Annotated in this window: 16 protein-coding genes; 8 read left to right on the plus strand and 8 right to left on the minus strand. The window is 67.8% G+C overall.

Annotated features, from left to right (window positions below; all coding sequences use genetic code 11):
- Window positions 1–14: 14 nt before the first annotated feature.
- The 3 genes from B2W22_RS28105 to B2W22_RS28115 are packed head-to-tail and all read right to left on the minus strand — an operon-like array spanning window position 15 to window position 3,768.
- Entirely contained in the window at window positions 15–1,436 is a 1,422-nt protein-coding gene (locus B2W22_RS28105) for an aldehyde dehydrogenase family protein (RefSeq protein ID WP_286940443.1), read from the minus strand.
- On the minus strand, window positions 1,433–2,545 hold the full coding sequence (locus B2W22_RS28110) for an alcohol dehydrogenase (RefSeq protein ID WP_286940444.1): 1,113 nt from the start codon (window positions 2,543–2,545) through the stop codon (window positions 1,433–1,435). The genes B2W22_RS28105 and B2W22_RS28110 overlap by 4 nt, the downstream gene beginning before the upstream one ends.
- On the minus strand, window positions 2,542–3,768 hold the full coding sequence (locus tag B2W22_RS28115) for an ABC transporter substrate-binding protein (protein WP_175185624.1): 1,227 nt from the start codon (window positions 3,766–3,768) through the stop codon (window positions 2,542–2,544). Before B2W22_RS28115 ends, B2W22_RS28110 begins: the two co-directional genes overlap by 4 nt.
- 180 nt (window positions 3,769–3,948) lie before the next feature.
- Here B2W22_RS28115 and B2W22_RS28120 point away from each other — a divergent pair, with 180 nt between their 5' ends.
- Window positions 3,949–6,642, plus strand: coding sequence for a LuxR C-terminal-related transcriptional regulator (locus B2W22_RS28120; RefSeq protein WP_286940446.1), 2,694 nt, complete (start codon window positions 3,949–3,951; stop codon window positions 6,640–6,642).
- A 105-nt stretch (window positions 6,643–6,747) separates the two neighbouring features.
- On the opposite strand, the gene B2W22_RS28125 is transcribed toward B2W22_RS28120, so the two are convergent.
- Window positions 6,748–7,659: a DUF4261 domain-containing protein gene (locus tag B2W22_RS28125; RefSeq protein WP_286940449.1), complete on the minus strand. Its 912-nt coding sequence runs from the start codon at window positions 7,657–7,659 to the stop codon at window positions 6,748–6,750.
- 97 nt (window positions 7,660–7,756) lie between these two features.
- Complete coding sequence (locus B2W22_RS28130) at window positions 7,757–8,659, minus strand: LysR substrate-binding domain-containing protein (RefSeq protein ID WP_286940450.1); 903 nt, start codon at window positions 8,657–8,659, stop codon at window positions 7,757–7,759.
- 122 nt (window positions 8,660–8,781) lie between these two features.
- Between B2W22_RS28130 and dkgB the strand changes: the two genes are divergently transcribed.
- Together dkgB and B2W22_RS28140 are read left to right on the plus strand one after the other, a co-directional pair.
- Window positions 8,782–9,585, plus strand: a complete 804-nt coding sequence (dkgB, locus tag B2W22_RS28135) for a 2,5-didehydrogluconate reductase DkgB (RefSeq protein ID WP_286940451.1) — start codon at window positions 8,782–8,784, stop codon at window positions 9,583–9,585.
- A gap of 48 nt (window positions 9,586–9,633) precedes the next feature.
- A complete protein-coding gene (locus B2W22_RS28140; RefSeq protein ID WP_286940452.1) occupies window positions 9,634–10,743 on the plus strand; it encodes an alkene reductase in 1,110 nt (369 codons plus the stop codon).
- Between the two features lie 73 nt (window positions 10,744–10,816).
- On the opposite strand, the gene B2W22_RS28145 is transcribed toward B2W22_RS28140, so the two are convergent.
- Genes B2W22_RS28145 through B2W22_RS28155 form a run of 3 tightly spaced genes read right to left on the minus strand, consistent with a single transcriptional unit; the run spans window position 10,817 to window position 12,713 of the window.
- Window positions 10,817–11,473, minus strand: coding sequence for a DUF799 domain-containing protein (locus B2W22_RS28145; RefSeq protein ID WP_175123793.1), 657 nt, complete (start codon window positions 11,471–11,473; stop codon window positions 10,817–10,819).
- Window positions 11,473–12,024: a DUF4810 domain-containing protein gene (locus B2W22_RS28150; protein WP_286940454.1), complete on the minus strand. Its 552-nt coding sequence runs from the start codon at window positions 12,022–12,024 to the stop codon at window positions 11,473–11,475. Before B2W22_RS28150 ends, B2W22_RS28145 begins: the two co-directional genes overlap by 1 nt.
- 11 nt (window positions 12,025–12,035) lie before the next feature.
- Window positions 12,036–12,713 (minus strand): CsgG/HfaB family protein, encoded by a 678-nt coding sequence (locus tag B2W22_RS28155; RefSeq protein WP_175123795.1) that lies wholly within the window; start codon window positions 12,711–12,713, stop codon window positions 12,036–12,038.
- Window positions 12,714–13,008: 295 nt separating this feature from the next.
- Between B2W22_RS28155 and B2W22_RS28160 the strand changes: the two genes are divergently transcribed.
- The 5 genes from B2W22_RS28160 (at window position 13,009) to B2W22_RS28180 (ending at window position 23,163) form a co-directional block, all read left to right on the plus strand.
- Window positions 13,009–14,313 (plus strand): chloride channel protein, encoded by a 1,305-nt coding sequence (locus B2W22_RS28160; protein WP_218342318.1) that lies wholly within the window; start codon window positions 13,009–13,011, stop codon window positions 14,311–14,313.
- 15 nt (window positions 14,314–14,328) lie between these two features.
- The gene (locus B2W22_RS28165) at window positions 14,329–16,596 is read left to right on the plus strand and encodes an FdhF/YdeP family oxidoreductase (protein WP_286940456.1); all 2,268 of its coding nucleotides are present in this window, start codon (window positions 14,329–14,331) and stop codon (window positions 16,594–16,596) included.
- Window positions 16,597–16,815: 219 nt separating this feature from the next.
- Window positions 16,816–18,270, plus strand: coding sequence for a peptidoglycan recognition protein family protein (locus B2W22_RS28170; protein ID WP_286940457.1), 1,455 nt, complete (start codon window positions 16,816–16,818; stop codon window positions 18,268–18,270).
- A gap of 26 nt (window positions 18,271–18,296) precedes the next feature.
- Window positions 18,297–20,321: a C1 family peptidase gene (locus tag B2W22_RS28175; protein WP_286940459.1), complete on the plus strand. Its 2,025-nt coding sequence runs from the start codon at window positions 18,297–18,299 to the stop codon at window positions 20,319–20,321.
- Window positions 20,322–20,343: 22 nt separating this feature from the next.
- Window positions 20,344–23,163: a PAS domain-containing protein gene (locus B2W22_RS28180; RefSeq protein ID WP_286940460.1), complete on the plus strand. Its 2,820-nt coding sequence runs from the start codon at window positions 20,344–20,346 to the stop codon at window positions 23,161–23,163.
- Window positions 23,164–23,177 lie beyond the last annotated feature (14 nt).

Consider the following 23,177-nt stretch of genomic DNA (forward strand, 5'->3'; position numbering starts at 1 on the left):
GCCGGCCCTTGCCGCTACACCAGCACCGACACCGTCTGCGTGTTGGTGTATTCCAGCAGTCCGTCCAGCGCGTTTTCCACCCCCACGCCCGACTGCTTGTGCCCGCCAAAGGGCACGTCGGGCGACATGACGTGGATGTGGTTGATCCACACGGTGCCGGTCTCCAGCCGCCGCGCAATCGATTGCGCCAGGGCCACATCCTTGGACCACACCGAACCGCCCAATCCGTACTCGGTGTCGTTGGCCCGCCGGATCACCTCATCGATATCGCGGTACTTCAAGAGCGGCAGCACCGGCCCGAAGGCCTCTTCGACCACGCTGCGCGCATCGTCGGGCGGATTGTCCAGGATGGTGACCGGCACGAAGTAGCCCTTGCCCTCCGGCACCTCGCCTCCCGTCAGAAAGCGCACGCCGGTCCGGTGCGCGTCGGAGATCAGGTCCTTCACGCGTTCGAACTGCGCGCGGTTCTGGATGGGGCCGAGTCCGGTGCCGGGCTGCGAACCGTCACCCACGACGACGTTGTGCGCCTCGCCCGCCAGCGCGTCGGCAAACGCGTCATAGATGGACTCGTGCACGTACAACCGCTTGGTCGCCAGGCAATACTGCGACGAATTGCGGAACGCGCCCCAGAACAGCTTGGCCGCCGTTTCCTTGACGTCGACATCGGGCAGCACGATGGCCGCGTCGTTGCCGCCCAGCTCCAGCGTCACCCGCTTGAGCCGGCTTGATGCGCTTTGCATGACGCGGCGGCCGGTCACGGTCGAGCCGGTGAAGGCGATCTTGTCGATGCCGGGATGCTCGGTCAGCCACGGCCCAAGACGGTCGCCGCCGCTGACCACGTTCAGCACGCCGGGCGGCAGCAGGCCGCGAAACAGTTCGCCCATCTTCAATGAGGTCAGCGGCGTGTACGGCGAGGGCTTGAGCACCACCGTGTTGCCGGCCAGCAGCGCCGGCGCGATCTTCCAGATGGCCAGCGTCATCGGAAAATTCCACGGCGCAATGGCGGCGACCACGCCGATCGGCACGCGACGCGTTTCGAACCGATGGCCCGCGCCGCTGTCGTGATGCGCCACCGGCAGATCGCGCGCGGCAAAGGCACGCAGCCAGGCAACGCAGCGGCCCACTTCTGCGCGCGCGTCCGCGTGCGGCTTGCCTTGCTCGCGTGTCAATAGGCGCATGAAGCCGTCGGCGTGCTGTTCAAGTGCATCGGCCATCTTGCGCAGCGCCGCCTGGCGCTCGCCGATAGGGCGGTCGCGCCACGGGCCGAACGCCGCGCGGGCCGCCGCGATGGCGGCGTTCAACTGGTCTAGCGACGCATCGGGCACGGCCGCGATGCGCTCCTCGGTGGCCGGGTTGAGTACGTCGAAGGTCTGCGGCGACGTCTCCGCGCGGCCGTTCACCGTCATCGTGTAATCGGAATCCAGATTGATGCTCATGGTTGTGTTGCCTGTTCAAGAGTGACCGGGGATGCTTCAGGAACCGTGCCGTCGGTGGGCGTGAGCAGCAGCCGGCCCACCACGCGGCCCGCGGCCAGATCCGCCAGCGCGGACTGCGCGTTATCCAGGCAGCGGCACGCGGTGGGAATCGCAATGGGTTTGCGTTCGCGCACCAGCGCCATCAACGCGCGCAGTTCGTCCAGGTTGCCGATGTACGAACCCTCGATGCTGATGGCGCGCATGGGCACCAGCGCGGGCGACAGCGACAGCTCGCCGCCAAAGAGGCCCACCAGGATGAGCTGGCCGCCCTTGGTCAGCAGGTCCAGGCCCAGTTGCACGGTGCTGGCCGCGCCCACGCAGTCGATCACGGCCCACACCGCGCCCGCCGCCTGCCGAACCTGCGCGGCGGCATCGGCTGCGCCAGGGTCGATGACCGCATGCGCGCCTGCCGCGAGCGACGCGCCCCGGCGCGCGCCGTCCGGCTCCACCACGACGACGTTGCCGCATCCCATCGCGCGCAGCAGCGTGACGCTCATCAAGCCCAGCCCGCCCGCGCCGATCACCACCACCGATTCCTCGGCCAGCACGTCCTCGGGAATCTTGCGGATGGCGCTGTACGTGGTCAGGCCCGAGCACGCATAGGGCGCGGCCTGTTCGGGCCGCAGTTCGCCGATATCGACCAGGTAGCGCGCGTGCGGGGCCACGATGTGATCGCTGTAGCCGCCGGGGCGGAAGATGCCCAGAAAGCGCGGCGACGCGCACAGGTTCTCGCGGCCGCGTCGGCACACCTTGCAGTCGCCGCAGCCGATCCAGGGATAGACGAGGTAACGCTGCCCCGGCTGCACGTCCCCCGGCACGTCCGGCCCGGTGGCAACGACTTCGCCCACGGTCTCGTGCCCCAGCGTCAGCGGTAGCGTCACGCCGCGCTGCTGCATGCTCAGCCGCTTGCTGCCGCCCAGGTCGTACGAGCCTTCCCAGGTGTGGATGTCGGTGTGGCAGACGCCCGCGGCCAGCACGCGCAGCAGCACCTCGCTGCCCTGCGGCGCGGGCGTCGCGCGTTCGGCGCGCGCCAGCGGTTCGCCAAACGCCGTGACCTGATAGCTGATCATTCCGCGCCTCCGGACTTGGCGAGCGCGCAGCCGCCCTTGTCCAGCGGACGGAACGCCACGTTGCCGGGAATCACCGCAACCTGCTTGTACAGGTCCCACTCGCTCTTGGAGTCCGCCGGCTTCTTCACTTCAAACAGGTACATGTCGCGCACCACGCGGCCGTCCACGCGCAGCTTGCCGTCCTTCGTCATGAAGTCGTTGATCGGCATCTCGCGCATCTTCGCCATGACGGCGTCGGCGTCCTTGGTGCCCGCCGCCTTGACCGCGTTCAGGTAGTGCGTGACGGCGCCATACGTGCCCGCCTGCGTCATGGTGGGCTTGCGGCCAACCTTGTCCTGAAAGCGCTGCGACCATGCGCGCGTGGCGTCGTTCTGATCCCAGTAGAAGGCTTCGGTCAGCAGCAGCCCCTGGCCCAGCGGCAGGCCGATGGATTTGACGTCGGACAGGAAGGCCAGCAGCGCCACCAGCCGCTGCGAGCTGCCCGGCCGGCCGATGCCGAAGTCCGCGGCCTGCTTGATCGCGCTGATGACGTCGTTGCCGCCCAGCGCCAGGCCGATGATGCCGGCCTTGGAGCTTTGCGCCTGCAGCAGGTACGAGCTGAAGTCGGGCGTGTTCAGCGGCGAGCGCACCGCGCCCAGCACCTTGCCGCCGTTGCGTTCGATCACCGCCGACGCATCGCCCTGCAACGCGTAGCCGAACGAATAGTCCGCCGTCATGAAGAACCAGTTCTTGCCGCCCTGTTCCGTGACGGCCGCACCGGTGCCGTTGGCCAGGGCGTAGGTGTCGTAGGTCCAGTGCACCGTGTAGGGCGAACACGCCTTGCCCGTCAGTTCGGACGTGGACGCGCTGGTCACCATGACGACGCGTTTCTTCTCGCGGCCCAGTTCGCTGATCGCCAGCGCCAGCGCGGACGTCGGCAGGTCGGTGATCATGTCCACCCCGTCCTGGTCGAACCACCGGCGCGCGGCGGCGCTGGCCACATCCACCTTGTTCTGCCCATCCGTGAAGACCAGCTCGATCGGCTTACCCAGCACCGAGCCGCCAAAGTCCTGCACCGCCATGCGCGCGGCCTCGACCAGCCCCTTGCCGCCGATGTCCGAGTACGCCGAACTCATGTCGGCCATGATGCCTATCTTCACGGGAGCCGCCGCGTTCTGCGCGTGCGCGCCGCTTGCGGCCAGGATCGCGCCCGCCAGCGCGAGCGTCAGTTTGGGGATTGCCATGGACTTGTCTCCGTTATCGGTTTACGCCGTCTTTGCGGCGGTGTGCGTATTGCTCCGGGGAGCGTCCTTTTGTATCGTAGGCACGCGATTTCGCCGTCGTCCAAAGCGACGATTTTTCGCGCGCATCGCGGGTTTTCCCGCAACGATCCCCGCAAACCGCAGTCCTCGAACAGGCAGCCCATGCGTCATTCGTTCTCGATGGAACACGCGCTGGCCAGCGGCAAGCTCAATGCCCCGGCCGCGCATGGCGATCACGTCGCCCGGCTTGCGCTGTGCGAGTCGATCTGCCGTCCGGAAGGACCCAAGGTGGTGGTGGCGCGCGGCCCCGCGGGCTACGGCAAGACCACGTTGCTGGCGCAATGCCAGGCGCGTCTGCAAAGCGCGCCGATGCGCACCGCCTGGCTGACGCTGGACCGCGCCGACAACGACCTCTCGCGCTTTCTGCGTTGCCTGATGGCGGCGCTGGGTGCGCTGTCTGGCGACGCCAGCGCGGCGTTCGCCCCCCACGATTCGGAGGACACGCTGGCGCTGGCGCTGGTCGAGGCCGTGGCCTCGCACGAGGCGCCGTTCGCCCTGGTGCTGGACGAGTTCGAAGCCATCACCGCCCCCGCAGTGCTGGACCTGGTGCAGGACCTGATCGGACACCTGCCCGCGCACGGCCGGCTGTTGATCGGCTCGCGGCACACGCCCGGGCTGGCGCTGGGCCGCTTGCGCGCGGCCAATCAGCTGCTGGAAATCGACGCCGCGCAACTGTGCTTTTCGGTGGACGAGGCCACGCAGTTCTTCGCGCGCCGCCAACCCATGCTGACGCCTGCCGAGGTCGAGCTGCTGCATCGCAAGACCGAGGGCTGGGCGGCCGCGCTGTGCCTGGCGTCCGCCTCGCTCGCGCGGCAGCCGTCGGCCGCCGCCTTCATCGAACGGTTCTCCGGCAGCGACCAGTCCGTGGCCGACTATCTGGCGCAGGACGTGCTGGCCAGCCAGACGCCCGCGCTGCGGCGCTTCCTGCTGCGCACCAGCATCCTCAAGCAGCTCAGCGCGCCGCTGTGCCAGGCCCTCGTGCCCGACCTGGACTGCGCGGACCTGCTGCAGCAGCTGGAAGACGGCCACGTGCTGCTCACGCGCACCGCCACCGACGAACGTCATTACCGCTATCACAGCCTGTTCGCCAGCTACCTGCAGTCGCAGCTACGCGCGCAGGCGCCGGGCGACATCGCGCACCTGCACCTTGCGGCCTCGCGCTGGTATGAGGCGCAGGGCCGGCCCGTGCCGGCCATCGACCACGCCATCGACTGCGGCGACTTCGGCCGCGCGCTGGCGCTCTTGCAGACGCACGCCGAGCCGCTGCTGGCCGAGGGCCGGATGCGCCTCTTGTCGCGCTGGCTGGGCCAGCTGCCCGCCGCCGTGCTTGCCACGCGGCCGCTGCTGCAGGCCATGCAGATATGGGCCACCTGTTTCACGCGCGGTCCCGGCGAGGCGTCCGCCTTGATGGCGGACCTGAAGCTGGCCGGCAGCGCCGATCCCGCGGTGCAGGCGCACGTGCGCGCGTTGCAGCCGCTGTTGTTGTCCATGATGGATCGCCAGGAAGAAGCCTACGCCGCCGGGATGCCCAGCGTCGCCTCGCTGGGCGACGCCCTGTCGTTCACCGACACCGCGCTGGCCAACGCCATGGCCAACGTCAGCGCCGTCCTGGGCCGCTACCACGAAGCGCGCGCGCTGCTGGACACCGCGCGGCGCGCGCAAAGCCGCAGCGCCAGCACCTTCAACCTGATGTACTCGGAAGCGGTCGAGGGCATCATCGACCTGCAGGAAGGGCGCATGCGCCAGGCGGGCGCGCGCTTTCGCATGGCGGTGCGCGCCACGCGCAAGGGCGCCTACGGACAGGCCAACGGCAACGCCTGGGCCGGCGTGCTGTATGCCGCGTGGGTGTATGAGACCGGCGACCTCGCGCAGGCTGCGCGGCTGCTGCAGGTCTATGTGCCGCTGGGGCGCGACGTCGGCTTGCCGGACCATCTGATCCTGGGCTATCTGATGCAGGCGCGTGTGGCGTTCTATGAAGGCGATCCCGAACAGACCTTCTACCTGCTGGGCGAACTGGAGTATCTGGGCCACCAGCGCGGCTTGCCGCGCATCGCGGCCAGCGCCCGCGTCGAGCGCGCGCGCGTGCTGCTGATGCAGGGCCATCCGCAGGCCGCGCGCGACGAACTGCTGCGCGCCGATGACGCCGACCTGTGGCGCCGCGTGGAAGCGCTGCGGCTGCCGGCCAACGACCTGTTGTATCCGCGGCTGGGACGTTTGCGTTGCGCGGCGTATGACGGCGATCCCGCCACCGCGCTGCGTGAACTGGATCAGGACATCGCAAAGGCGTTGGCGGCGCGGCGCGTGCGGCGCGCGTACAAGCTTCAGTTGTTTCGCGCGGTGGCGCTGTCGCGGATGCAGGACGATGGTGCGGCAGCGGCACAGCTTGCGCCGCTGTTGCGGACGGCGCACTCCGAAGGTCTGTGCCGCGTGCTGGTGGATGAGGGCGCGGCGCTGACCGGCCTGTTGCAGCGCCATGCCGCGTCAGCGGCCGGCAATGCGTGGTTGGCGTCAGAAGGCGCTCGTGCGTGGTGGCAGCGCTACCTGGCGCAGGTCGGTCCCTACGCAGCCGCTCCGATCACACCGGCCGCCGAATCGCCGTGCGCGGAAGGCCTCACGCCCAAGGAGCTGCGCGTGCTGCGCCTGTTGGCCGAGGGTCATTCCAACAGCGCCATCGCGCGGCAGCTCTTCGTTTCCGAGAGCACCGTGCGCACGCATCTGCGCCACCTGAACGTCAAGCTCAGCGCCGACAGCCGGACGCAGGCAGTGGCGCGGGCCCGCAGCGCGGGCCTGCTCTGACTGAGCCGGTGGTGATTCGGTCCAACGCGGCCCGGCCTGGCGCGGCCCGACCGATCGCGGCCCAACCGATCGCGGCGCGCCAATCGCGGCCCGCGCGGACCTGACTTATTCCGGCGTGTTGATCTGATCCGCCGAGATGATCTCCGCCACCAGCACCTGCCCCGGACCGTCCAGGTAATACTCCTCCTTGGCCGGCTCGCGCAGCTTCATGTAGGCGTCCTCGCCGATCTGCATGGTGTGGCCGGCAGCCAGCTCAGCGCCGCTTTCCAGCATGTAGCCCATGATGTTGTTGAACATGGTCGAGTACATCTCGCCCTCGTCATGGCCCGTCGCCAGCGCCGCGAAATCCGGCAGGCCGAACGCATCGCCGCCATAGGTGCGCATCCACACGCCCTGCACGCCTTCCACTTCATACTTCACGAAGCCGCAATACAGCATGTTCAGCGGCAGCGTGCGCAGGAGGTCCATGCTTTCGTCGCCCAGCGACTCGTCGGCAAACACGCCGGCCGGCAGCGACGTGTGCGCATGCTCGTTCAGCACCGCCAGCGCCTTGAAATTAGCCAACGCGCCCGCCACCGCGGCCATCGCCACATACTGCTCCAGCGGGTCGGTCTCGTAGCCCGCGTAATACAGGATGATGTGGCTCACATGCGCGCGGACCTCGTCCTTCACCGTGGCCGGATAGTGCGACGGCGCCACGCAGGTTTCCAGCGCGTCCTTGGGGTAGGGCGCATTGAAGCCCACCAGCCGCACGACGTGCTTGTCCCAGCCGACCATGCCCAGGAATTCCGGCATGTCGGGCGCGATTTCGGCGCGCGCCTGTTGCATCGTCGGGTGATACGCGCGCAGCGCATCGGTCAGCGCCGCCTCGGAAATCGCCAGCGGCGCGGCGAACAGGACCTGCAGGCTCAACGGCTGCGCGATGTCCGGATTCGCCAGCAGGGCGTTGGAATCCGCGGGATCGGCGGCATCGTTGGAGGCTTCCTTGCGGCCGAAGAAACGGGAGAAGAGACTCATGCGTGTCCAAGGTTCGAAATAAAAACGGGGACAGTATAAGGATCCCGCTGGCGCATGCATCGCCGAGGTCGCCATTGGATACATCTTCGCGCGCCCGCTACTCCTCGAATCCGCGCGTCCCCACGGTCTCGACCACGAAATCAATGAAGGACCTGATGCGCGACGAGATCGCGGTATTCCGGTAGTACACCGCGTTGATCGGCTGCCGCACTTCCAGCAACTGCTTGACGAACAGCGGCTGCAACGCGCCGCTTGCGCGGTCGCCGCGCGTCATGAAGTCGGACAGGCACACGATGCCGCCATCGTTCAGCGCCAACTGGCGCAGCGTCTCGCCGCTGTGGGCGCGCACCTGCGGCTTGATGTGCACCGGCTGCCCGTCCGCGTCCAGCAGCGGCCATTCGTTCAGCGGTTCCAGTTGGGCAAAGCCCAGCAGCACGTGCGAGGCCAGATCCGCTGCGCGCCGCGGCGTGCCGTACCGCGCCAGATAGCCCGGGCTGGCCAGCACGCGCACGCGGCTCGTGCCCAGCGCCACCGCGTGCAGCGACGAGTCCTTCAGACGCCCGATGCGAAACGCCAGATCGGTGCGCCGCTCCAAGAGGTCGATGTTGCCTTCGTTACTGGTGAGTTCCAGCTCCACCTGCGGATAGCGCTTGCGATAGGCCGGCACCAGCGGCGCGATGACGTGCAGCATGAAGGGCGACGCCGCATCCACGCGCAAAAGGCCCGCGGGCTGGTTGCGGCGCAGGTTCATCAGCTCTTCGGCCTCCTCGACCGACGCGATGATCCGGCGCGCCTGCTCCAGGTAGGCCTTGCCTTCTTCGGTCAGCGCCAGCCGCCTTGTCGTGCGCCGCATCAGCGTGGTCTGCAGCTTTTCCTCCAGCCGGCTCATGGTGCGGCTGGTGGCGGAGATGGTCTGGCCCAGCACGTCGGCGGCGGCGGTGATGGAGCCGCTGTCCACGATGGCGATGAAGACCTGCATTTCGTCGAGGGTGGTTTTCATATTTGACGTTTTATCAAAAGTATTTCGCCGATACCGGTATTTTTCCGCAAGGATACGGCGGGCACACTACGTCCATTCCCGAACACTGCACGTTCGGCCACGCACACCCCCAGGAGTTTTACATGAGCATCCCCGCCTTTGGCGTCGGCACCTTCCGTCTGCAAGGCCAGACCGTCATCGATTCCGTGCGCAACGCGCTGGACGTCGGCTACCGCGCCATCGACACCGCGCAGATCTACGAGAACGAAGCCGACGTCGGCCAGGCCATCGCCGAGTCCAACGTGGCCCGCGAAGACCTGTTCATCACCACCAAGATCTGGGTGCCCAATTACGCGAAGGACAAGCTCGTCCCCAGCCTGAAGGACAGCCTGGCCAAGCTGCGCACCGACTACGTGGACCTGACGCTGATCCACTGGCCCGCGCCGGACAACGGCGTTTCCGTCGACGAATTCATGACCGCGCTGGCCGACGCCAAGGCGCAAGGTCTGACCCGCCAGATCGGCATTTCCAACTTCCCCATCGCACAAACGCGCGCCGCCATCGCCGCCGTCGGCCGCGAAGAGATCGCCACCAACCAGATCGAGCTCAGCCCCTACCTGCAGAACCGCACGCTGACCGCTTTCCTGAAGGAACAGGGCATTCACGTCACCTCGTACATGACGCTGGCATACGGCAAGGTGCTCAAGGATCCGGTCATCGGCCAGATCGCGCAGCGCCACGAAGCCACGCCCGCGCAGGTCGCGCTGGCCTGGGCCCTGCAACTGGGCTATGCCGTGATCCCGTCGTCGACCAAGCGCGACAACCTGGCCAGCAACCTGCTCGCCCAGGACCTGCGCCTGACGGACGAAGACATGGCGCAGATCGCCGCGCTGGAACGCAACGGCCGCGAAGTCAGCCCGGAAGGGTTGGCCGCGGAATGGGATTAACCCGAAGCGGACAGAACCGAACGCGACTGAACTGAACGGAATTCAACCATGCACACGACTGATCCGCTGTTCCAACCCCTGGCGCTGGGCAGCCTGACGCTGCCCAACCGCATCGTCATGCCGCCGATGACACGCTCGCGCGCCACGCAGCCCGGCGATTGCGCCAACGCGCTGATGGCGCGCTATTACGCGCAGCGCGCCGGCGCCGGCCTCATCGTCAGCGAGGGCACGTACATTTCGCCGATGGGCAAGGGCTACGCCGGCACGCCCGGCCTATGCACGACCGCCCAGGTGGCCGGCTGGCGCGGCGTTACCGACGCCGTCCACGCCGCCGGCGGCCGCATCTACGCGCAGCTCTGGCACGTGGGCCGGCTGAGCCACACCAGCCTGCTCGGCGGGCAGGCGCCGGTGTCGTCTTCTGCGATTCAGGCAGAGGGTGTCAATGTCTTCATCCAGAACGAGGACGGCAGCCCCAACTTCGTGCAGGCCTCGGCGCCGCGCGCGCTGTCGGCGACGGAGATCCAGGGGATCGTCGAGGAATACCGCCAGGCCGCGCGTAACGCGATCGCGGCCGGGTTTGACGGCGTCGAGCTGCACGCGGCCAACGGCTATCTGGTCAACCAGTTCCTGGATTCCGAGGCCAACGACCGCACCGACGCGTACGGCGGCTCGCTGGAAAACCGCATCCGCTTCCTGGACGAAGTGGCGCGCGCGCTGGTCGAAACCCTGGGCGACCCGGCCCGCGTCGGCATCCGTCTGGCGCCGCTCACGACGCTGAACGGCTGCGTGGATGCGGACCCCGTCGCCACGTACACCGCAGCCGCCAAGCGGCTGGGGGAGATCGGCGTGGGCTACATCCACATCGCCGAAGCCGACTGGGACGACGCCCCCGACATGCCGCTGTCTTTCAAAGAGGCGCTGCGCCGCGTGTATCCCGGCGTGCTGATCTACGCCGGCAAGTACACGGCCGAGCGCGCACGCGATGCGCTGCAAGCAGGCTGGGCGGATCTGATCGCCTTCGGCCGGCCGTTCGTGGCGAACCCGGACCTGCCCGACCGCCTGCGCAACGACGAACCGCTGGCCGAGCATGACAGAAATACATTGTTCGGCGGCGATGCGCGCGGGCTGACGGACTATCCGGTGTTCGGGGCGCGGTAAATCCACACGCCCCAAACGAAGCCGCCCGCGCGCCAGAATTGGCGCGCGGGCGGTAAGCCGTCATCCGGCCGGTTTACTGGGCTTCGTAGCGCGGCGAGCGCGGCCCGTACAGCATGCCGCCAGGCGTGCCGGCGCTGAGCAGTTGCGCGTTCGTCATGCCGGCCACACTGTAGCTGCGGTCCGTCAGGTTGTTGACCACCTGATCCACCACCGCCTGCACCAGCATGCCGATCAGGCCGCCGTTGCTGTTGTTGTTGGCATGCACCACCTGCTTGGAGCCGCTCCAGAGCTTGGCGCCGTTGCGCAGGTCGAGCAGTTCAGCGTCGATCGAGACCGTAACGGTGCTGGCCAGGACTGCATAGCTGGCGCCGTACTGCTTGACCGTCATGTACAGCGCCGCATCGGCGCCGAAGATCTCGCGCAGCTTCACGGCGGGCAGCTCGTGGATGTCGTCGGGCGAAGTCAGGCCGTTCTGCTTGAACGTTTCTTCCATGACGCCAACCGGAATCACGTAGTAGCCGGATTCGGCCAGCGGGCGCGTGGCCTGCGACAGCACGGCCGCGGTGGCCGACACGTCGACCGACGTATTCAGCGGCGGCAGCACGAGGATCGACGCCGGCTTGCTTTCGCGAAACGCGGTGTAGTCGACGTTGTTTTGAGGCGGCGCCACGCAGCCGGTCAGCAGCGCCACGATGGCCACGAGGCCGGCGCGCATGAGTTTGTTCATCATCACGATCCCTTCTTCAACGTGCCGGCCTCGGCGGGCGCGGCCGGCGCGGCGGCAGCGGGTTTGACCGAAGCGGGCGAACCTGCGGCAGGCGATCCCGCGGCGGGCGATCCCGCGGCGGGCGAACCCGCAGCCACCGTACCTGCCGCCTGCGCGGCAACCGTCTGCAGCTTGCCCGCGTTGCGCAGCAGGAAGTCCATGAACGGCGCGGCTTCCGGGAAGGCCGCCTTCTCGCCCTGCATCTGCTCGACGCCCTTGTCGCCGTCGCCCATCTTCATGTAGAGCATGCCCAGATGCGCACGGAAGCCGGGCGGCAGTTCGGCGTTGGACGCGCGCGCCGTCTCGATGTTCTGTTCCATGGCGAGCGTCTGGGTCGCGTAATCGCCGCCGTCGTCCTTCAGGTAGGAATAGACCGAGCCCTGATAGGACTGCCAGCTATACATGGATTTGGGCTGCTGCACGCAGGCCGACAGCACGCCGGCAAGGGCGGCGATCGCCAGTGCGCGGCCCGCGCGCGCGGCGCCCGTGCGGGGTTGGTGGGTATGAATGGTCATCCCGGCCTCCGTCAGTTGCGGGCGGGCTGCCAGGCGCCCTGTTCGATGCCGTCGACCAGGCGGTCCACGGCTTCACGGATGGCCAGGTCCAGCACCTTGCCGTTCAGCGTGGAGTCGTAGCCGGCGGTGCCGCCAAAGCCCACGACTTCGCGGTTGGACAGGCTGTATTCGCCGGCGCCGGACGCGGAATAGACCACTTCCGAGGTCGTGGCATCCACCACGTTCAGGTCGACCTTGGCATAGGCCACCTGTTCCTTGCCGCGGCCCAGAATGCCGAACAGTTGCTGGTCGCCGGTGACCTTGCGGCCGAAGGCCGTCACGTCGCCCGTGACGACGTAGCGCGCGCCCTTGATCTGGGCGGCCTTCTTGTTGAACGCGGCCTCCTGGGCGATTTCGGACAGGTTGTCGCGGTCCATCACCTGGAATCGGCCGCTGCGCTGCAGGTGGCTGACCAGGATCGTCTTGGCTTGGCCGCCCAGGCGGTCCACGCCGTCCGAGAACACGCCGCGCAGGTAATTGGTGCGGTTGTCGAACTTGCCGACGGAAATGGGGCTGCGCACGCCCGCGTACGGCTTGCTGGCCGCCGCGACGGCCGGCACGGCCACGGCTTGGGAACGCTCGGTGGCGCAACCCGCCACCACGGTGGACAGCAAGGCCAATGCCCCGATCTTTACAACCTTGTTCAACATCTTTTTCTCCAGGCCGCTCCTGGCGCCATTTGCGGCGGGCGGCATCCGTCCATTGAATTGAACCCGGAGTATATGTACTGAATTACTTAGATACTATTTGAAATAAAGCCCAAATTCCGGTCCTTTTTGACGCTCAACAAGGAAACTGCGGATTACCGCCTAACCAATAAGTATGGTTTTCGGGCGCCGGACGCCCAGCGCGGCGGCGCCGGGCCATACACTGCCTCATCGCAGCGCGCGCCCGCCTTTGCACGGCCCTTCGGTCAGCGCGCCAACGACGGGAGCCCCTCCTGGTATGAACGATCCAACGCCCGACGATCCCTCCTGGCTGCGCCCGCGGTTTCTCCTCGCGGTCGTCCTGACCGGCCTGTTCGCCGGTCTGGGCGGCATGCTGCTCGGCATGTTGCTGCACGCCGTCCAGCACCTGGCGTACGGCTACGGCGGCGGCCACATCATCAGCCACGAATCCTTTCTTGAAGGCGTGCAGGCCGCCAGCGGCCCGCGCCGCGTGCTGGCGCTGGTGCTGTGCGGCCTGGCGGCCGGCGGCGGATGGTGGCTGATCTATCGCTATGGCCGTCCCCTGGTCAGCGTCAAGAAGGCGGTGTCAGACCCCACGCAAGCCATGCCCCCGGCGACAACGATGGCGCACGCCATCCTGCAGATCATCACGGTGGGCCTGGGATCGCCGCTGGGACGCGAGGTGGCGCCGCGCGAAGTCGGCGCGCTGGCGGGCGGCCGGCTGGCCGCGCTGCTGCGGCTTGCCCCCGCGCAGCACCGGATCGTCATCGCCTGTGGCGCCGGCGCGGGGTTGGCCGCCGTCTACAACGTGCCGCTCGGCGCAGCGCTCTTCGTGCTGGAAGTCCTGCTGGGCTCGTTCGCCTGGCCCGCTGTCGTCGCGGCGCTCATTGCCTGCTGCATTGGCGCGGTGGTGGCCTGGGCGGGATTGGGCAACGACATCCAGTACGCCGTACCCGCCATGCAGATCAACGCCAGCCTCGTGGTTTGGGCGATCGCCGCCGGGCCGCTGTTCGGATGCGCGGCCCACGGCTGGCAGCGGCTGACCGCCGCGGCGCGCGCCCAGGCCGCCCGGGGCTGGCAATTGCCCGTGGCCTGCCTGGTCAATTTCACACTGATCGGTCTGCTTGCCATCTATCTTCCCGCGCTGCTGGGCAACGGCAAGGGGCCGGCGCAACTGAGTTTCGACAATGAACTGACTATCGCCCTGGCCGCCACGCTGGCCGTGATGAAGGTGGTTGTGGTCGCCTGCACGCTGCGCGCGGGCGCGGAGGGCGGCCTGCTCACCCCCGCCATCGCCGTCGGCGCATCAATGGCCGTCGTGCTGGGCGGCCTATGGAGCCTGGCCTGGCCCGACTCGCCGCCCGGCGCGTTTGCCGTCGTGGGCGCGGCCGCCTTTCTGGCCTCGTCGATGCGCATGCCGCTCACCGCGGTGGTGCTGATCCTGGAATTCACCCGGGTCGACCAGGCCTTTCTTGTCCCCATCATCGTGGCCGTGGCCGGCTCGGTCCTGACCAGCCGCTACCTCGCCGCCCGCGGCGCGCGGCTTGCCGACGCCCCCGCCGCCGCGCGCACCGCTTCCTGAAATCCGGAGATCCGCATGTCCCAAGGCAAACCCACTGGCATCCACCGCTACGACGCCCCGGCGGGCGGCTGGGGCGCGTTGAAGGCGACCGCGCAGGCGGTGGCAAACCAGATGCGCATTGCCGAAGCGCCGGTGCTGCTCTTGCGCACCAACAAGCCCGACGGGTTCGACTGCCCCGGCTGCGCCTGGCCCGACAAGGCGCATACGTCCACGTTCCAGTTCTGCGAAAACGGCGCAAAGGCCGTCACATGGGAAGCCACCCGCAAGCGTGTGACGCCCGAGTTCTTTGCCGCGCACACGGTGACCGAACTGCTGACCTGGACCGATCACGACCTGGAGAACGCAGGCCGCCTGACTCATCCGCTGGCCTACGACGCCGCCAGCGACACTTACCAGCCCATCGAATGGGACGCCGCCTTTGCACGCATCGGCCAGACGCTGGCCAGCCTGCCGGACCCGGACATGGCCGAGTTCTATACGTCGGGCCGCGCATCCAACGAGGCCGCGTTTCTCTTCAGCCTGTACGCCCGCGAATTCGGCACCAACAATTTCCCCGACTGTTCCAACATGTGCCACGAGGCCACCAGCGTCGGGCTACCCAAGGCCATCGGCATCGGCAAGGGCACGGTGTCGCTGGACGACTTCGACAAGTGCGACCTCATCATCTCGATGGGGCACAACCCCGGCACCAACCATCCGCGCATGATGGGCACCCTGCATGAATGCGCGCGCCGCGGCGTGCCCATCATCGTGTTCAACCCGCTGCGCGAGCGTTCGCTGGAGCGCTTTGCCGATCCGCAGGATCCGATCGAGATGGGCACCTTCGGCTCCACGGCCATCGCCTCCACGTACTACCAGGTCAAGGTCGGCGGCGACGCCGCCGCGCTCAAGGGCATCATGAAGGCGCTGATGGACGCGGACCGCGACGGGCGCAACACGCTCGACCACGAATTCATTGCGCGGCACACGAACGGCTACGAGGCCTTCGCGCAGGACCTGGACGCCACGAGCTGGACCGACATCGAACAGGCCAGCGGACTGCGCCGGCGCGACCTGGAGCTGGTGGCCGAGGCCTATGCGCGTTCCAATGCCACCATCGTCACGTACGGCATGGGCATCACGCAGCACGAAAAAGGCACGAGCAACGTGCAGCAGATCGCCGCGCTGCTCTTGATGCGCGGCAACTTCGGCAAGCCGGGCGCGGGCATCTGTCCCCTGCGCGGGCACTCGAACGTGCAGGGCAACCGCACGGTCGGCATCACCGAGAAGATCGACGACACCATGTTCGACCACGTCGAGCAGACCTTCGGCTTCCGTCCCCCCAACCGTACCGGCCATGATGCGGTCGAAGCCATGAAGGCGATGGCCGCGGGCCGCGCCAAGGCGCTGATCTGCCTGGGCGGCAACTTCGCGATCGCGCTGCCCGACACCGAGGCCTGCGAGCGCGGCATGCGGCAACTGGACCTGGCGGTGCATCTGAACACCAAGCTGAACCGCTCGCACCTGTTGATCGGCAAGGCGTCGATCATCCTGCCGGTGCTGGGCCGCACGGAGAGCGACGTGCAGGCCGGCGGCGCGCAATCGGTCACGGTCGAGGATTCGATGTCGATGGTGCATGCCTCGCGCGGCAAGCTGGCGCCCGCCTCACCGCACCTGCGTTCGGAACCGGCCATCATCGCCGGCATGGCGCAGGCGACGCTGCCGAACAGCCGCGTCAACTGGGCGCACCTGATCGAGGACTACGACCGCATCCGCGACCTGATCGAAAAGATCTATCCGGATTTCCGCGACTACAACGCACGAATCCGCATCCCCGGCGGCTTCCGGCTGCCGCTGCCGCCCACCGAGCGCATCTGGAAGACAGCGTCGGGCAAGGCGGAATTCATTCCGTTCGCGGGTTTGCGCGAAGACCCGGATATCGTCGAAGGCAACATCCTGCGGCTCACCACGCTGCGCAGCCACGACCAGTACAACACGACGATCTACGGCATGGACGACCGTTATCGCGGCGTGTTCGGCCGGCGCGACGTGCTGTTCATGAATGCCGCCGACCTGGCGCGCTACGGCATTGCGCACGGCGACGAGGTCGACATCGTCACCAGCCTGCCCGGCCAGACGCACCGGCGGCTGCGGCTGACGGCCATCCAGCATGACATCGCGGCAGGGTCAGTGGGCGCGTACTACCCGGAAGCCAACAACCTGTGCCCGCTGGATTATCAGGACTCGGCAAGCGGCACACCCAGCTACAAGTCGATTCCGGTGCGGATCCAGAAAGCGGCCTGAGCGCCGCAGCATGCCTTGCGGCCGCCGTACCTCATCCCTCTGGACGAGCGCAAGCGGGGCCGGATGATGCGTAAGCACCATTGCACATTCAAGGATTAATACTTTCGGCTACTAGCAAGGCGGATGAGGTCCGCATATATATCCCTGCAATGGGCGCCGCATCATCGTCGTCATGTCGTCTTGCCAAGAACACCCGCGCCCGTTCCCAGGAGACCATCGATGGCACGATGTCCTTTTGCGACGTGGCGGCCCATATCGGGTTCGTGCGGGCCTCATCTTGGCGGCCCCTTCAAGATCGTCCATCACACCACCGAAGGCAGCACCGCGCAGGGTGCGATGGACGCGTTCCGCCGCAACCGCTCCGACCCCCACTTCACGGTCGACGCCACCACCATCTTCCAGCACGTCGACACCGCCGAAGGCGCGCGGGCGCTGCGCAACGATGCGGGCGGCGTGCAGACCAATCGCGATTCAGCCGTGCAGATCGAACTGGTGGGATTCGCGCATCTGCCCAAGGACAGCCGCGCGCTGACCAACGTGGCGCGCCTGTGCCGCTGGATCGAGGAACAGCACGGCATCCCGCGCAAGTGGCCGTCTGGCCGCCCGCTGCCAGCCAAGAACGGCAAGGATCCCGGCGGCCACAACCGCGACCCCGCCATCTGGGATTCGGCCAGCGGGCATTTCGGCCACTGCCACGTCCCCGAAAACTCGCACTGGGACCCCGCTTATTCCGCGGCGGAAGCGGACTTCATCCTGGCCGCCACGTTTTCCGAGGACGGCGCGCTGGTGTCGCCCGCCCCGCCGCCGCGTCCGGCCGCGCGCCGTGCATCCAAAAGCGCCGCGCCCACCTCGACCATGCCGGACCACGGCGTCAACGCGGTTGGTATCCACGGCTACCTGAACGATCTGGCCGTGCAGACGCTGGAGCCGCCCGGCATGCCCGTCGCGCGGCGGCGCGCGCCCGCCAAGCGTTCTGGCGCCGTCCTGCGTGCCGGCGCCGCGGGCAAGACCGCACGGCAGGCGCCGCAGGCCAGCATCAACGCCGGCAGCGTGCTGTCGTTTGCGGCGGGCCTGCAGGAGCAGGAACGCGGCGACGTGCTGTATTCGCTGCAACTGGCGCAACGCGCGGCCAGCGCCGCGCATGACAGATTCACCCAGTCGCAGGCCTGGTATCAGACCTACGTGGAAGTGCTGGAGAACCTGGGGTGGACCAGCGGACAGATGAGTTTCACCCATCACGAGGAAGACGAGCGCGAGTTCCGCATGGACCAGGTGGCCGTCGACCTGCTGCTGGCCGTCGCGCGGCGCGATCAGCTGGCGGTGCTGGACCAGGCCGTGACCGCGTTGGGCCAGCTGGCCGAAGACGACGACACCGTGAAGCTCTTCGACTTTCACGCGTCGTCGCAGTCGGGCGGCAACTTCCAGCTGGGCGCGGTGCAGCGCGATCGCGGCGGCGGGCTGTCGATGGCGTTTGGCGCCTACTACTTTCGCGCCGTGGACAGCCGCAAGCGTTTCCTGTTTGCGCAGTGGGGCGCGCGCCAGGTGAACTTCTGGGCCTGCGCGCAGCGCCTGACGCTGAACGCCGCCCTGTATGAACAGCTGCGCGACGACGTAGAGGCCAAGCTGGCCGCCGACGCGCCCCGCTACATCGCCAGCTTGAAGCTGGCGTCCTAGCCGGCCGCCGGCATTGGGAGAACGACATGGCGACCCGAAAGGCGGCAGCGCGCACGGCGGCCAAGCCCGCGGCAAAGAAAAAGCCCAAACGCGTGACGCAAGCGTCCGCCCCGGCGCCGGAAGATCCGCCCGCAAAGGCCCGCAAGCGCCGCAAACAGGATGACGCCCCGGCCGCGCGGCTATTTGAGCGGTCCGCCAAGCCCGATGCCTTCGACGCGCGCGACATCCTGTTCCGGCCCAACATTTCCGTCACGCCCAAGGCAGAGATGATTCCCGTGATGGGACTGACGGTGAAGCACCAGGGCGAAACGTCGGCCTGCACCGGCTTTGCGCTGTCCACGGTGGTCGAATACCTGCTGCGCAAGTCCGAGCGCGACTCGCGCCCCGCCATTTCGCCCTACATGCTGTATTCCATGGCCCGGCGCTATGACGAGTTTCCGGGATCGGTCGACGACAGCGGCTCCAGCCTGCGCGGCGCGTTGAAGGGCTGGTTCCGGCATGGCGCCTGCGCACAGGGCCTGTTCCCCACCCTCGACATGCCGCCTGCCGCCAAGCGCCCCGAAAACGACTGGTGGCTGGACGCGGTCAAGCGGCCGCTGGGCGCCTACTACCGGATCGACACGCGCAGCATCGTGGAAATGCACGCCGCGCTGAACGAGGTCGGCATTCTGTACGCCAGCGCGGGCTGCCACGACGGCTGGGACGACGGCCACGGCGTCACGCCGCACGACGACGAGCCCACGCCCGTCACCCGGCCGTTCTGGGTCATTCCGGCCACCGGGCAGGACATGGCGATGCAGGGCCACGCTTTCGTCATCGTCGGCTACACGCAGGACGGCTTCCTGATCCAGAACTCGTGGGGCGAGGAATGGGGCACGCACGGCATGGCCGTGCTGACCTATGACGACTGGCTGCGCAACGCAATGGACTGCTGGGTCGTGCAACTGGGCGTGGTGACGCACGAGCACGAGCGGATCGCCAACAGCATCAGCCTGCGCACGGAAGGTCAGAAGGTGACGCTGGCGGCGGGCAAGGTGCTGCGCGACCGCGAGCTCACGCCCTTCATCGTCAACGTCGGCAACAACGGCAAGCTCAGCAACAGCGGGGCCTTTCGCACCACACAGGACGACCTGCGCGCCATCGTGGATGTGCACATGGGCGCCGCGCGCGAACGCTGGAATCTGAAGGACAAGCCGATGGATGTCTGCGTCTACGCGCACGGCGGCCTGGTCGGCGAGAACGACGCGGCCGAGGCCGCCGCTGAATGGATTCCGCTGCTGTATGACAACCAGATCTTCCCCGTCTTCCTGATGTGGGAAACGGACTTCATCAGCACCGTGAAGAACATCATCCGCGACGCGGCGAGCGACGTGCCGCGCACCACCGGAGGCATCGGCGAGCGGCTGGAACGCTGGTGGAACCAGCGGCTTGAGCGGTGGCTGGCGCGCCCCGGCACGGTGATCTGGGGCGAGATGAAGCAGAACGCCGAAGCCATGAGCGAGCCGGCCATCAATGGCGGCGAAGAAGCCGCGATGATCCTGCTGTACAAGCATTTCAAGACGCACGTCGCGCGCGGCCGCGTGCGCCTGCACATCGTGGGCCATTCGGCGGGCGCCATCGTCGCCAGCCACTTCGTCAAGCGCCTGACCGCAGACGGCGGGGAACTGGAATCGCTGAGCCTGATGGCGCCCGCCGTCACGATGAAGACCTTCCAGGACCTGGTCGTGCCGCACCTGGGCAGCCGCGTGAAGCGCTATCAGCAATTCCATCTGTCGGATCGCGCCGAAGAACACGACCCGACCTGCGGGCCGTACCGGCGCTCGCTGCTGTACCTGGTCAGCGAATCGTTCGAGGGCGGCACCACCACGCCGCTGCTGGGCATGGAACGCTACTTTCGCGAGGCCGCCATTCCGTGCGACGCGGTCCACGTCTCGCCGGCCGGCAGCCCGTCTGCCACCGCCCGCGTGGCGCCGGTGGCGTCCAGCACGCACGGCGGATTCGACAACGACAAGGGCACGCAACAGCAGGTCATCGCGTTCATCAAGCGGTGACGGCAGGTGAAGAGGTCTTGTCATGACAGAGATGGAACCCTATCGCGACGCCCCGGCGCTTCCCCGGGACGCGGCGCTGCGCGAGTTTTCCCTGTTTGGCGAGCCCGCGGAGGTTGCGCGCGTGCTGTCCCAGGTCGGCGTGCCTTGCCTCGTGCTGGCCGCCACCGGCGAGATCGTGGCGGCCAGCAGCGTCCTGCCGCTGGCGCGCGATGCGCTCGTCGGCCGCCACGTCAGCCAGGTCTACGGCCTTGCCAAACCGCTGCGCATGGGCGACGGCGCCGTTGACGTCGTGTATCGGCGCCCTGGCGGCGCGCGCGTGCCCGCGCAGCTCATCCCGCTGTGCACGCTGGACAGCGGCGAACTCATCGTGCTGGTCAATGACGGCTCGCCGTTCCGCGACGCCGAAGCCCACCGATTCGAGCGCACGCCCTACGCGGTGTTCCGCCTGGACATTCAGGGCGTGATCCGCTTTGCCAACCCCGAGGCGGCGCGCACGCTGGGCCTGCCGCGCGACGCGCTGTGCGGCACCCGGCTGGCGGCGCATTTCCGGCCGTCCGACGGCGGACCGGTGCAGCGCGCCATCCTGCGCTGCATCGAGGACACGGAAGGCGATGCCATGGTCGCCGTGACCATCGCCATTCCCGTCCCGGACGACGCCGACCGGCAGTTTGAGCTGGTCATGACGCCTGATCCCGCGCCGAACGGCCAGCTGCTGGGTGTGATCGCCGTCATCCAGTCGCGCACGCTGGAATCCGCCCGCGACGAGATCCGGCGCATCGCCCTGGACCCGGCGATTGGCGGCTGGCGCGCCAAGCTGGACCGCATCCTGGAGCAGATTCGGCGTCTTATCCCGTTCGAACACGCGGTATTCGGCATCTATGGCAACGACGTGTCGCTGTTTCGCGCGATTGCCGTGCGCCCGGAAGGCGTGGAGCTGTGGCCCGCGCGCTGGATGGACCTGCCGCCCACGATACGTGCGTTTCTGGATTCCGGCCGAACGTGGGTCGACGAGATCGGCGCGTTCGTCCGGGAGAACATGCCCGAGCCCGGCAACGAGGTCGTGCGCTGCTACCAGGACCTGGGCATCGAGGCCTCGGTCACGCTGCCCGTGACGCGCGCGGACGGCTACAGCTCGGCGCTCAGCCTGTGCTCGCGGCAGCCGGGCGCGTATGGCGAGCGGCATCTGGAAATGCTGCGCACCCTGGACCTTGAACCCGTGCTGATGCGCTTTGAAAAGGAACGTGACGACGAGCGCGCCGAGTTCGCGGATTCCCTGCGGCGCAAGGTGATGGCCGCCGCCTCGCTGCGCCACGCCGCCGACGAGATCATCGTCCAGCTCTCGCAGCACTTCTCGTGGGAACATGTGGCGCTGTATCGCGTCAACCGCCAGGACAACCGGTTTGAGGTCGTCACGCAGCACAGCCTGGCACCGGCGTACGCGCTGCCCGCCGATTACAAACAACCTACCGACAAGGGCATGCTGGGCGCCACGCTGGCGCAGGGGTGCCTGCTGGCGGTGGACGACATCGGCAACCCCATCTACGCGCAGCACGGCTATGGCGGCCCGAAGCGGCCGCTGCGCTCGGCCATGACCGTCCCCATCCATCTGAACGGCCGGATACGGTGGCTGCTGGACGTGGAGTCCTCGGTGTCGCATGCGTTCAAGGGCCCGGATATCGACGACCTGATGCAGATCATCGCGTCGCTGGAAGAAGGCCTGGCCCAGCATCTGCTCAGCCAGACCAAGCAAAGCCTCATGGCGGAAACCGAGCAGGCGGTGGTGTTTGTGGGACGCGAGGGCGCCGTCATCGAGATGAACCGCGTGGCGACCGACATGCTGGGCGCGGAACCGCGGCGCGGACGCAGCCAGACCGAATCGCCGTCGATCACCGATTACGCCATCGCGGGCGACGAAGCGACGCTGGGCGTATTGACCTCCACCTTTACCGTCAAGCGCGAGCGTATCGAGCTGCTGGACAGCACCGGCCAGCCGCGTTCCGTGCTGGCCACGCGGACCGACCTGGATCCCAGTCTGGACATGTCGATCTGGTTCTTCACCGACATCGCGGATCTGGGCTGGGCGCGCGACCTGCGTTATCTGCGCGAGACCGTGGCCGAAGTGGCCCGGCAGACACGCACCTCGTTGTCGCTGGCGTGCAGCCTGACGTCGCAGACCGTGCTGCTGCACGACGACGCCCGCCAGGGCACGCCGGCGGACGTTGTTGCGGCGCAGGCGCAGGACCTGAGCCAACGCATCGTGGCCGAAATCGGCAAGGCCGACATCACATTCGAGCGGCTGGCCGGCGCCAGCGAATCGCGGCGGCGCACGCGCGCCATGCATACCGACGTGGAAGTGGGCGCGCGCCTGCAGGAGGTGGTGACCGCCTTGCCCGCGCGCGATCAGCGCCGGATCGCGCTCACGAACCACTCGCCCTCGCGCGACGGTCCGACCGTGTCGGGCGATGCGCAGGCGCTGTCCGCGGCCTTCCGGTCGATGATCGATTACCTGCTCCGCTGCCGCAACGCAGACGACGCCCGCGTCACGGTCGAACTGGACACCGGGCCGGACGGCTGCGAGATCCGCTTTGGCTTGAGCGAGGAGCAGGTGTGGGAGTCCGACCCGCCGGTGCACGCCGTGCCCGACGACGCTCTGCTCAACGCCGAACGCGCGGCGCACGACGGCGCCAGCATCGCCATCACGCAGATCCAGGAAACGGTGATCGACCACGGCGGCGCGCTTGTCACCGACCCGCCGCTATCGGATGCGCCGCCGCAGGCCTATGAATCCGTCACGCCGCCGTGGCGCGCGTTCACGCTGATCCTGCCGCTGCGGGCCGGCTAGGCCATCGGGATCAT

This window comes from Achromobacter sp. UBA4530, from assembly GCF_002388205.1.
GTDB lineage: Bacteria > Pseudomonadota > Gammaproteobacteria > Burkholderiales > Burkholderiaceae_B > Achromobacter > Achromobacter animicus.